This window comes from Streptomyces sp. BV286, assembly GCF_019090165.1.
GTDB lineage: Bacteria > Actinomycetota > Actinomycetes > Streptomycetales > Streptomycetaceae > Streptomyces.
In genome coordinates, this window is sequence record NZ_JAHRIB010000129.1 from 1 (window position 1) to 12,196 (window position 12,196).

Sequence of the window (12,196 nt, forward strand, 5' to 3'; positions counted from 1 at the left end):
CTCCTGGCCTCGGGCGCCGCCGTGCTGCTGGCGGCCGGCGGCGCCGCGGCCTGGGCCGCCCTGCGCGACGACGACAAGGGTGGATCGACTCCGGAGGCCCGCCGCTGGGCCATCGGCGTGCAGGCGGATCTGAGCGGGCCCCGGCGGACGGCGGGCGAGGCGCAGGTGCGGGGTGCGCGGCTGGCGGTCGAGCAGTTCAACGCCCGTAAGGACAAGCCCTTCGAGCTCACCCTGAAGCCCGTGGACGACGGGGGCGCCGCGGGGCGGGCGCCCGCCGCGGCCAAGAGACTGATCCAGGACGCCGACGTGCTCGCCGTCCTCGGCCCGGCCGACGACGAAACGGCAGACGCGGTCCTCGGCACCTACGACGAGGCCCTGCTCCCGCTGCTGTCGGTCTCGGCCGGGGGGCTTCTCCTGACGTCGCGGGAGAACCGCTCCTTCCTGCACTGCCGTCCCAGCCACGCGGTCCTCTCCATCCCCGTCGGCGTCCATCTCGCGAAGCAGAAGGGGACACGGCGGCCCGGCCTCCTCCAGGACCGCACCGCGCGGATGTACGCCCACGAGTCCGCCGGCGTCAGCGCCGCCATGCTGCGCCAGGTAGGCCGGCCGGCCTACCCCCGGGTGATCCCGGCGGACACGGACGACGTGGGCCCCGTCGTCGCCGACATGCTGCGGGCCGGCATCGACTCGTTCGTCTACGCCGGGTACGCGCCGGGCGCGGCCCGGATGGCCCGCGAACTGGCCGCGGCCGGCTTCGAGGGGCCGCGCCTCGCCTCGGAGGCCGTGATCGACCCGGTGTTCCTCAAGCAGGCCGGGAAGGCGGCCGAGGGATGGCTGCTGACGTCGTCCTTCGTCGACCCGGCGGCCGTACCGGCCGCGAAGGCCTTCACCGCCGCCTTCCGCAGACGCTTCGGCGCCGCGCCCGGGTACCTCGCCGCCGAGGCGTACGACACCGTCAACCTCGTCGTCCAGGAGTTGCTGAAGGCCACGAAGGGGGGACGCCCGCCGGGGCGCCGGAAGCTGGTGGGGCTGCTGCGCGCGAGCCGGTACAAGGGCATCACCAAGGAGTTCTCCTTCAAGCCGGAGGACGGCACGTTCGCCGGCTGGGGTGTGTTCCTGCACCAGGTCGAGGGTGGCCGGTTCCGCTTCCTCGGCGAAGCCCCTTCCGAGGCGTAGCGGTGAGCGGGGTGCCTCCGGCCGCGCACACGGGAGTGCGCGCGCTCAAGCCGGGGGACCCGACCTCCGTCGGCGGCCACCGGCTGCTCGGCCGGCTCGGCGCGGGCGGCATGGGTGTGGTCTACCTGGCCCGCTCGACGGGCGGGGCGCTGGTCGCGCTGAAGGTGATCCGCGCCGAGTACGCGGCCGACCACGACTTCCGGGCCCGCTTCCGGCGTGAGGCCGAGGCGGCGAGCGGGCTCACCGGCCAGTGGGTGGTGCCGGTCACCGCGGCGGAACCGGCGGCCCGCGAGCCCTGGCTGGCGACGGCCTTCGTGCCGGGCCCGTCGCTGGCCGAGGCCGTCGCGCTGCACGGGCCACTGCCGGACCGTACGGTACGCGCCCTGGGCGCCCGGCTGGCCGAGGCGCTGACCGAGGTGCACGCCGCGGGTCTGGTGCACCGGGACGTCAAGCCGGGCAACGTCCTGCTGGCCCTGGACGGGCCCCGGCTGATCGACTTCGGCATCGCGCGTTCCGCCGGTGCCACCGCGCTGACCGCGACCGACGTGGTGATCGGCTCGCCCGGCTATCTCTCGCCCGAGCAGGCGCGGGCGCGGGCCGGTGACGTCGGCCCGCCGAGCGACGTCTTCTCGCTGGGCTGTGTCCTGGCGTACGCGGCGACCGGCCGCCGCCCGTTCGGTACGGGTACTCCGGCCGCCGTGATCTTCCGTACGGTCCACGAGGAGCCGGACCTGGACGCCGTGCCGTGGTCCCTGGTCCCGCTGCTTTCCCGCTGCCTCGCCAAGGACCCGTCGGCCAGGCCGACCGCGCCGGAGGTACGGGACGCCCTGGCCGGTGAGAGCGATCGACGCGGCGAACGGACGGCGGAACGGGCGGGTGAACGGACGGGTGAACGGGAGAGCGACTGGCTGCCGCCCGCGCTGCCCCGGCTGATCGCGGAACGCTCGGCGGCCGTACTGGCCCTGCCCGACCCCGATCCGGTCACGCTCGTACGGCCGCCGGAGCGGCCCGCCCTCTCCCGGCGCCGCCTGCTCACGTTGGGTTCGGCGGCCGGAGTGGCCCTGACCGGCGGCGGACTCGCGGCCTGGGCGGCCTCCAGGCCCGGGACCGGCGACGACGGTGGCACGGGGTCCCGGCCGCTGCCCCGGTACGTCATCGGGCTGCACGCGGACCTGTCGGGAAGCGGCAAGGCCGTCGGCCGGGCCCAGGAGCGGGGCGCCCGGCTGGCCGTGGCGGACTTCAACTCCCGTTCCCGTGACGACCGCACCTTCGACCTGGCCCTGAGGGTCCTCGACGACGCGGGGAAGGCGAAGCGTGCCGCGGCGGTGGCCGGGAGGTTCGTCGCGGACCACGACGTGTACGCCGTCGTCGGCCTGACCGGGGACACCGCGGCCGAGGCCACGGTCGCCCGCTACGAGAAGGCCCTGCTGCCCGTCGTGAGCGTCTCCTCCGGCGCCGACCTGCACTCCAAGACCGGCGCACGGGCGTACTTCCAGCTCAGGCCCCATGAGAACGCCCTGTCGACACCCTTCATCCACTACCTCACCCACACCGCGAAAAGCCGCAGGACCGCCCTCGTGGACGACAGGGCGGCAGGCATCACCAGTTGGCAGCTCGTCAAGGACCTGGCCACGTACGCGCCCTCCAACGGCGCGACCACCACCCACACCGTCCCCGCGGACAGCGAGGACTTCGCCGCGGTCGCCGCCGCCGTGCTCACCGCCGACGCCGACTCCGTGGTGTACGCGGGCACCTCACCGCACCGGGCCGCCCGCTGCGCCCGCGCGTTGGCGGAGGCCGGATTCCGGGGCGCGCGCATGGCACCGGAACCGGTCCTGGAGGGCGCGTTCCTCACGGAGGCGGGCCCGGCGGCCGAGGGATGGGTGATCACCACGACCTACGTCGACCCGGCCGAGCTGCCCGCCGCCGCGCGCTTCGTGTCGGCGTACCGCAAGCGCTTCGGGGTACGGACCGTCGAACGCTTCGCGGTGGAGGCGTACGACGCGCTGCTCTTCGTCGCCCGAGGTCTGCGCGAACTGGGCAGCGTCGAGCCGGAGCGGGGCGCCATGGTGCGCAGACTCCGTACGACCTCCTACAAGGGCCTGGCCAAGACCATCGAGTTCGATCCGGTGACCGACGAGTTCCGCTGGGTCGGCAGCCTCTTCCTCCACCAGGTGCGAAACGGCGCCCCGCACTTCCTCGGCCACTACAAGGAGCTCAAGAAGACCTGACGGCGGAACCTGACGGAAGGACCTTGACCGACGGGACCTGACCGGGAGGAGCCGGCCGGGAGGACCTGATGGGGCGGGCCCGGCCTGCTAGCGGGGCCGCATGGAGCTGAGCTTCCCCCAGACCACCAGGCGGTACTTGGACGTGTACTCCGGGGTGCAGGTGGTGAGCGTGAGGTAGTAGCCGGGCTCGGTGTAGCCGTGGGCGGGCCGGACCGTGCTGCGAGGGATCTCCCGGATCACCCCGCCGTCCCGGGGCGAGGTCTGCGCCAGCGTCCTGTCGACGACGTACGTGTAGGTGGCGTCCCTGGTCCCGACCTCGATCCGGTCTCCCCGCCGGAGCCGGTTGACGTACCGGAAGGGCTCGCCGTGGGTGTTCCGGTGTCCCGCGAGGGCGAAGTTCCCGGCCCGGCCGGGCTGGGCGGTGTCCGGGTAGTGGCCGACGTATCCCTTGTTGAGCACGTCCGGCTTGCTGACGCCTTCCGCGACGGGAACACGGAGGCCGAGGCGGGGGATGGTGAGGACGGCGTAGGCCTGGGTCCAGCGGGGCCGGGCGTCGGCGGCGGCAGGTGCCCGACGGGTACCTGAACCCGCACCCGACCCACCCCCGGAGGCGCCCGCCCCACCGGTGACCGGGCGGTCGCCGCCTCCATCCCCTCCGCTGTCCTCTCCCCCACCCCCACCGCTCGTGTCGCGTCCCTCGCCCCACTCCCGCTCCAGGGCCTGGACCTTCCTCTCGGCGCCCTCCCGGGCCTGCCGGTTGGTCCACCACAGTTGGTGGGCGACGAGCAGGAGGAGGACGACACCGAGGGTCACGAGGACCTCGGCGCCGTTCCAGAGGAGGCGGGACCAGCGGGCACGCCGTCGCCGGCCCTGCTGATGGACGACGGGAACCCGCATGCGTACGCCTCCCTCACCGCGACAGCCCCGGCCGGAGCCGGGCCCGCACGATAAGGGCTGGGGCACCAACTCACCATCCCCACGAACGCTCTCCCCCTCCCCCATGAACGTCCGCCCTCCGTGCCGCTACGGCTCCTCCGCCGATCTCACCCCTGGCCTGCACATACCTCTCCCCATGTCGGCGGTCGGCAGTACCGTGTCACCCATGCGCCCCGACACGTCTGCCGAGTACGTCGACCACAACGCCGAAGCAGCACGCCTGGAGCGGACCGCCGGCCTCTACCCCGAGGACGCCGAACACCTGCTCCTGCAGGCCGCGGCCCACCTCGAACTGGCCGACGACCGCCCGCGAGCCACCTCGCTCTACGACCGCCTCCTCTCCAGTACGACACCGCTGGAGAAGCCGTTCCTGGTACGGGCTCTGAAGGCCTCCAACCTCTGGGAGTACGGCCACGAGGCCGAGGCGAAGGCGATCATCGAGGGCGTCCGCGCGGCGGCGCCCCGCGACCCGGCCCCCTGGGTGATCGTGGCCGAGTCCCTGGAGTCCCACGACGAGCTGGAAGCCGCGCAGAAGACGTTCACGGAGGCGGCGACCCACCTCCTCACCGACGTCCCGGAGCCCCCGTACGCGACGCACCCGGTCCTCTTCGGCCGCCACCGCGTGCGCCGCATGCTGGGCCTGGCCCACGACCAGTGGGACACCCTCGCCGACACGCTCCACTCCTCCCCCGTGTCCCTGGACGAGCTCCACGACCCGAAGCGCGTGTGGTCGCTGGGCTCCGACAACCCGGCGGAGCTGGCGGCGGAGATCTCCCGCCTGCGAGCCGAGCTGGGCACGCACCGCGCGACCCTGTCCCGCCCGTTCCCGGTGGCGGTCCTGCACTGGCCGACAGCCGAACTGACGGAACTCCTGGCCGCGTACCCGTCCTTGTCCGAGGAGTACCCGTCCCACGAGGAGCACCTGGCGACGATAGAGGGCTCGCTGAGGGAGCTGGCCGCTTCCGGCACACCGAACTTGGGAATCGTGACGGGCACGGTCCCGTCGTACGAGGCGTTCGCGGCGTCGGAGGGCTCCTCCCCCGGCGACGCGTCGCTGTTGCCGCAGTACGCGACAACGCTGGCGGCGAGGGGGAGGGCTGTGGCTTGGCCGCCGGAGAGGTCGGGGGGGTGTTGGTGTGGGTCGGGGCGGGTTTACGAGGCCTGTCATGGGACGGATCTGTAGGCGGCCTTCCGCTGTCCGCCCGTCCCCGGTGCCAGGGGCTCACACCGGAGTCCCCGGCCACCCGGGCAAGAGCACGAGGAACTCTCCGTCCTCATTTCGGTACTGACGGTACCCGTGTCCGACGTTTGCAGTACCGTCACACCATCGATCGGTATGTCGGGCCGCTCCTCCCCCACGCAGGCTCCGACCTGTGCGCACGAGGAAGCCCATGCCCTACGAACCAAGCGCTGCCTGGCAGTACGACGTCCCCACCACCGGCAGTACGCACCTGCCCCCGGACGCCGGTTACGGCAAGGCGCTCACCAACCAGGGGTACGGCTTCGAGGTCGCCGTCGCCGACCTGATCGACAACTCCCTCGACGCCGGCGCCGACGAGATGGTGGTGCACTTCCTGCGGGACTCCGAGCGCATCCTGACGCTCCTGATCATCGACAACGGCCGCGGCATGGACGACGCCTGCTTGGACGCCGCGATGACGGTCGGCAAGCGCCGTGACTACGACGACGACTCCCTCGGCATGTACGGCACGGGCCTGAAGGCCGCCTCCCTCTCCCACGCCTCCTCGCTCACCGTCGTCAGCCGCACCCGGCGCACCCGCGCCGCGGGCCGCCGCCTCACGGCCGAGGGCATCGAGGACGGCTTCCGCTGCGACACCGTCGACCCGCGCTACGCGCAGGACCTCGTCGACCGCTACGACGGCGTCATCGAGTGGCACGGCACCGTGGTCCGCTGGGACCGGGTGCGGACCTTCGAGACGGTCGCGCGCGGACAGAGCGACCAATACCTGTCGAAGGCGATATCCCGCCTGGAGACCCACCTCGGCCTCCACTTCCACCGGTTCCTGCGCAAGGGCCTGAAGCTGGACATCGCCGTGTGGGACGTCGGCGACGGCGGGCAGTGGGAGGAGCTGGACCACATCAGCGTCGAGCCCCTCGACCCGTTCGGCTACAAGGTGCCGGGGCGGGCGGGTTACCCCCGTTCGTTCACGGCCCCGGTCGAGGGCGTCGGCGAGGTGACGCTCACCGCGCACATCTGGCCCGCCAAGTCCAAGCAGGCGGGCTTCCGCCAGATCGGCGCCCTGGCCGAGCGACAGGGCTTCTACTTCTACCGCAACGACCGGCTCGTGCAGGCGGGCGGCTGGAACGGCCTCCGCAGCCCGGAGGGCCACCTCGTCCTGGCCCGCGTGGAGGTGGACCTGCCGGCCACGCCGAACGGTGTCTTCAGCCTCGACGTGAAAAAGGAGGGCGTCACCGTGACCCCCGCCTTCACGCTCGGCGTGGAGAAGGCGGTGGACGCGGCGGGCCACACCTTCCACGCCTACCTCCTGGACGCGGAGACGGCGTACCGCGACGGCTCGAAGCGCGCCGAGATCACCCGCAAGCCGGTGACGCCGCCCGGCAAGGGCCTCGACCCGAAGGTCAAGCGGGTCGTCAAGGAGGAGGTGCCGGAGAAGCCGGGCGAGGAGCCCATCGAGTTCCGCTGGGTCCCTCTGCCGGACGACCGCTTCTTCGACCTCGACCGCGAGGCGAACGCCGTCCTCCTCAACAGGTCGTTCCGGGAGGACTTCAACGACGGCCGGCGCGGCGGCACGAACGACGCCCCGGTCACGAAGACGCTCCTCTATCTCCTCCTTGAGGACTGCTTCGGCCTCGGCCGCTGGGAGAAGACGCGCCAGGACCGCATCGACTACTGGAACACGATCCTGCTGGCGTCGGTACGGGTCCAGCGCGAGCGCCGCGAACGCGGCGACTCCTGACCCTCCCTCCCCCGCCGCCGTGACCGCCACCCCGATCGTCTAAGGACCTCCGTGAGCGACGACGCCCTCCTCACCATTCACACGTCCGCCCTGTCCGGCATGACGAGCGGCCCGAAGCACTTCGCCAAGTGGGCGGCGCTGGCCGCCGACGAGGACCACCCCGACGCCGACCTGACCGAGGAGACGTTCCGCGCACGGCTCACCGCCGGCGACGAGGCGCTCCTCGCCCTGTGGAACCGTCACCTCAACGACTGGGACTTCGCGGAGTCCGCCCCCTGGACCGCCGACACCCCGCCACGCACTACGGAGCGGCGCACGGCCGTGTACGAGCGGCTTCGGCTGGGCGCGGACCTGCGCAAGGTCCTGGACGAGCTGGTACGGGTGTCCGAGGTGCCCGGCGCCACGGTGATCACCCGTGAGTTCACCCCCTGGTACGACACGGAACGTGCGCGGGCCCGCTCGTTCTACTGGCGGGCGTACGAGCGCAAGCTGCGGGCCAAGGGCTGGTCGTCCGAGGCGGTCGCCGGTCTCGACGAGGCGAGCCGCGCGGTGGTCGAACGCCTCGCCGACCCGGAGCAGACGGCCGCACGCCAGGCGAAGGGCCTGGTCGTCGGTTACGTGCAGTCCGGCAAGACCGCGAACTTCACCGGTGTGGCCGCGAAGGCCATCGACGCGGGATACCGCCTGGTCATCGTCCTCGGCGGCACCCTGAACATGCTGCGCGCACAGACGCAGCGCCGCCTCGACATGGAGCTGATCGGGCAGGAGAACATCCTGCGCGGCGCGGACCCCGACGACGTGGACAGCCTGGTCGGCGTGGACTACGTGGGCGACGACGAGGAGTGGCCGGGGTTCGTCCGGCACGGTGGGCGCCCCTCGACCCGTGGCGCGTTCGACATCGAACGCCTCACCACGCGCGACAACGACTACAAGAGCCTCGCGCAGGGCATCCGCGCCCTGGAGTTCGAGAAGCGCGAACCTACCCGCCCGCTGCACGACCCGTCGAACCTGCACCACGCGGCAGCCCGCGTAATGGTGGTCAAGAAGAACAAGAGCGTCCTGCAGAAGCTGGTCAAGGACCTCAAGCAGATCCACGGCATCCTCGGCGAACTGCCCGCCCTGATCATCGACGACGAGTCCGACCAGGCGTCCGTGAACACGTCGAACCCGAAGAAGTGGGAGCAGGGCCGCACCGATCGCACCGCGATCAACAAGCTCATATCCGAGCTCCTCGGCCTGCTGCCGCGCGCCCAGTACGTCGGCTACACGGCGACCCCGTTCGCCAACGTCTTCGTGGACCCGAGCGACGGCGACGACATCTTCCCGTCGGACTTCCTGATCTCCCTCCCGCGGCCCGCCGGTTACATGGGCGTACAGGACTTCCACGACCTGGACTCGGCGGTGCCGCACGAGGAGCGGACGTACGCCAACTCGCAGGAGAAGGCGCACGTCCGCGGCATCCACGACTCCACGGGCGACCGCCTCCAGGAAGCGATGGACGCATTCGTCCTGTCCGGCGCGCTGAAGCTGTACCGGGCGGCGCACGGCGTGCCGGAGGAGCCGTTCCGCCACCACACGATGCTCGTGCACGAGTCGGTGAAGAAGGACGACCACGCGGAACTCGCGCTGCGCATCAACTCCATGTGGCACGAGGCGGGTTACGCGTCCACGGCCGGCCACGCCCGCCTCGCCGCACTGTGGGAATCGGACTTCGCAAAGGTCGGCGAGGCCCGTGCGCAGGACCTTCCCACGCCCGCCTCCTACGAGGAGCTGCGCCAGCACGTCAGCCGCGCCCGCCAGCTCGTCGGTTCCGGCGGCCGCCCCGTCATCGTCGTGAACGGCGACTCTGACCGCTACTTCGACCAGCTCGACCTGGACTTCGACCGCACGCCGCACGTCTGGAAGATCCTTGTCGGCGGCACGAAGCTCTCCCGCGGCTTCACGGTGGAGGGCCTGACAGTCACCTATTACCGCCGCACGACCCAGCAGGCCGACACCCTGATGCAGATGGGCCGCTGGTTCGGCTTCCGCCCGGGCTACCGCGACCTCGTACGCCTGTACATCGGCCGCGAGGAGACGTACGGCCGAAGCAGGACGGCGGACCTGTACGAGGCGTTCGAGTCGGTGTGCCGGGACGAGGAGCTGTTCCGCGAGCAGTTGGCCCGGTACGCGCAGCTGGTGGACGGCCGCCCTCAGCTCACGCCTTCGCAGGTCCGGCCTCTGGTCTCCCAGCATTTGCCCGGACTCAAGCCCTCCGCCCGGAACAAGATGTATAACGCTGAGCTGGTGGAGATCCGCTCACCGGGTGAGTGGGTGGAGCCCACGGCTTACCCGGATGCCGCCGCCGACCTCAAGCACAACGCCGAGATCTGGAAGCCCGTGCTCACGGCCCTCAGCCAGGAGCCGGTCCCCTTCGTCTATCTCCCGAGCGACGACCGTGGCACCTATGTGTCCTACACGGCGAAAACACATGTCATTCCGCATGCCCAGCTCCTCAGTATCCTCGAAAGTCTCACCTGGGGGCGTCCCGATCTCTTCGCGCCCCACCTGGAGTACCTGCGGGACCCGAGCGACAACGGTTGCGGTACCGACGACTGGGCGGTGATCCTGCCGCAGACCAGCGGCCGGACAGCCACAGCGGGCAGCATCCTCGGCAGCCAGCCCCTCAGCCTCGTTCATCGAAGCCGAAACACTCACGGCGTCTTCAACCGTATCTCCGGTATGGCGCACAGGCAGTCAGCGGAACGGATCGCCGGCGCCCGCGCTCTAGCACCAGACGACCCCTTCGCAACCCGGTTCCACCGGCCGCGCCGGGGAGCACTCCTGCTGTACCCAGTCCTGGAATCGGAGTCCGACCCGAACAACCCGGCCAAGGCCGTCTCCGTCAACACGGCCAAGCTCGTACTGGCCGCGGCGTTCGTACCCGCCGTGAACCGCACGGGCACGGCACGCCCTTACGTACGGTTCCGCGCGGGCGATTCGTCCAAGTCGGCCTCTGTCTGAGGGACACCAGTCGGCCCTCAGCCCACTCCGCCCTGTCCTGTTCGCAGAACGAGACAGGGCGAATTCCTGCACCGGTTCTGGAGAATGGATAGCGAGGCAGCGAAGGGTCAGGGACTCCGGCGACTGTCTCTCCCCGCACGAGCAGGGACGGACTGCCAGCCCACGCACGAAAGGCACCGCGATGCCGGACACCGACAACTGGGTCCCGCCCGAGGGATCATGGGCATCCTCCGCGGCCCGTCGGCGCAACATGCAGGCAATCCGTAGCAGGGACACAGAGCCGGAGCGTGCTCTGCGGCGCCTGCTCCATGCCCAAGGGCTGCGCTACCGAGTGGCTGCCAAGCCGCTGCCAAAGCTGCGCCGCACCGCTGACCTCGTGTTCCGGCCTACCAAGGTGGCCGTCTTCGTCGACGGCTGTTACTGGCATGGCTGCCCGGAGCACTACGTCTCCCCGAAGACGAATCCCGGCTACTGGTCAGACAAGGTCGCGGGCAACATCGCCCGCGACCGTGACACTGACCAACGCCTGACCGCGGCCGGCTGGACGGTGCTCAGGTTCTGGGAGCACGAGTCACCCGAGGAGTGCGCGAGCGCTGTTCTCCGCGTCGTCCTCAAGCGTCGGGATGCTCTGCTGCTCGGGAAGCCCGGGCGCGGCGAGTGAGGGATCATCCTCGGGCTCGTACTCAGGGCTGGGATCGGGCAGAAGGGGACCCGTACGCAGCAGGGCCTCCCGGATTTGCTCACCGACGGCAGAGGCCACGGGCGGCGGGAACGCGTTGCCGACCTGGCGGTACCGCGCGGTCTTGCCTCCGACGAACTCCCAGGGCCCCTCGGGATCCCTCTCGTCCGGGAAGCCCTGGATGAGCGCGGCCTGCTGAACGGTCAGCATCGGTCCTTTTTCCAGATCGCCCAAGTCCCGCTTCGGGTCGACCATCTTGTCTTCATCGTTGGCCACCCCCATAGCGTTGACGCCAAGCAGGCCCCAGGCCCGCTTCGCCCGCGTAGGCCCGAGGTCGGCTCCTCCATGCTTCTTCGAGCCGCCTACTAGGGTCGGCGCGACGGTCCCGAGCTTCGCCGCGTCGTACCAGTTGTTGTACCGCGTCGACCCATCGCCTAGCCGCCGCTTCATGGTTTCCTCAAGCGCGTCCACCACCCGGCGCACCTTCGGCAGCGGCTCAGGCCAGTCAAAGCCCCGGTACTCGTCCTTGCGGATAGCCACGAGGATGGCACGCGGACGCAACTGCGGAACGCCGTAATCCTGCGCCTGGAGGACTTGCCAACCGCAAATCACATATCCAAGGTCACGAAGCCTGTTCTTGATGTGGTTCCGATAGGGCCTGAATTTGAGTTCCGGCTCAACCAGACCACGCACGTTCTCAATCATGACCGCGCGGGGCTTCAGCTCTTTGACAAGTTCGAGCATGCGTGGGAAAAGGTCACGCTCATCGTCCCGCCCAAGCTGTTTACCGGCCGCCGAGAAAGGGGGGCAGGGAACTCCGCCAGCCAGCAGATCAAGCTGTCGGGGCTCAATGCGGCCCGCCTCATCTGCGGGGATCCCATTCGCCAGGGCCTCAGGATCCGGGACTTCCTCTAGAGGTTTGAACTCTTTGACGTCTGCCGTACGGACAAGGCAGTGGTCCTTCTCCCAGCCCCAAGAAGGCCGGGCCTTGATGTTGGCTTCCAGCGTCGCGGCGGCATGCTTGTCGATCTCCACCAGCGCGAGGTGCCGGAAGCCGGCACGGTGAAGCCCTACAGCTTGGCCACCAGCGCCCGCGCAGATCTCGATTGAGGTCAGCTTGCGGTCGTCGGCGGTATCCACTCGACTCCTCCTGGTGCGGGGATTGCAGAGACGCAAGTGTCGCATCCCTTAGCACCCAGGAGCCACGGCATGACCGGATGGTCAAGATGGCT

Annotated in this window: 8 protein-coding genes; 6 read left to right on the top strand and 2 right to left on the bottom strand. The window is 70.5% G+C overall.

Translation table 11 applies throughout. The features are described 5' to 3' along the window. A partial coding sequence (locus KUF83_RS17095) for a branched-chain amino acid ABC transporter substrate-binding protein (RefSeq protein WP_217455560.1) occupies positions 1–1,176 on the top strand: 1,176 nt, incomplete at its 5' end. A 35-nt stretch (positions 1,177–1,211) separates the two neighbouring features. After that, the gene (locus KUF83_RS17100) at positions 1,212–3,407 is read left to right on the top strand and encodes a bifunctional serine/threonine-protein kinase/ABC transporter substrate-binding protein (protein ID WP_217455627.1); all 2,196 of its coding nucleotides are present in this window, start codon (positions 1,212–1,214) and stop codon (positions 3,405–3,407) included. An 87-nt stretch (positions 3,408–3,494) separates the two neighbouring features. Here KUF83_RS17100 and KUF83_RS17105 read toward each other — a convergent pair whose 3' ends face one another. After that, positions 3,495–4,304 (bottom strand): class E sortase, encoded by an 810-nt coding sequence (locus tag KUF83_RS17105; RefSeq protein WP_217455561.1) that lies wholly within the window; start codon positions 4,302–4,304, stop codon positions 3,495–3,497. Positions 4,305–4,509: 205 nt separating this feature from the next. Between KUF83_RS17105 and KUF83_RS17110 the strand changes: the two genes are divergently transcribed. From KUF83_RS17110 to KUF83_RS17125, 4 genes are all read left to right on the top strand, one after another. Continuing rightward, positions 4,510–5,526 (top strand): SEC-C domain-containing protein, encoded by a 1,017-nt coding sequence (locus KUF83_RS17110; protein ID WP_217455562.1) that lies wholly within the window; start codon positions 4,510–4,512, stop codon positions 5,524–5,526. A 208-nt stretch (positions 5,527–5,734) separates the two neighbouring features. Further along, the gene (locus KUF83_RS17115; RefSeq protein WP_217455563.1) at positions 5,735–7,282 is read left to right on the top strand and encodes an ATP-binding protein; all 1,548 of its coding nucleotides are present in this window, start codon (positions 5,735–5,737) and stop codon (positions 7,280–7,282) included. 99 nt (positions 7,283–7,381) lie between these two features. Then, on the top strand, positions 7,382–10,285 hold the full coding sequence (locus KUF83_RS17120) for a Z1 domain-containing protein (protein ID WP_217455628.1): 2,904 nt from the start codon (positions 7,382–7,384) through the stop codon (positions 10,283–10,285). A 181-nt stretch (positions 10,286–10,466) separates the two neighbouring features. Then, complete coding sequence (locus tag KUF83_RS17125) at positions 10,467–10,946, top strand: very short patch repair endonuclease (RefSeq protein ID WP_217455564.1); 480 nt, start codon at positions 10,467–10,469, stop codon at positions 10,944–10,946. Here KUF83_RS17125 and KUF83_RS17130 read toward each other — a convergent pair. Then, positions 10,857–12,104, bottom strand: a complete 1,248-nt coding sequence (locus KUF83_RS17130; RefSeq protein ID WP_308403031.1) for a DNA (cytosine-5-)-methyltransferase — start codon at positions 12,102–12,104, stop codon at positions 10,857–10,859. The two genes, KUF83_RS17125 and KUF83_RS17130, sit on opposite strands and share 90 nt — an antisense overlap. Positions 12,105–12,196 lie beyond the last annotated feature (92 nt).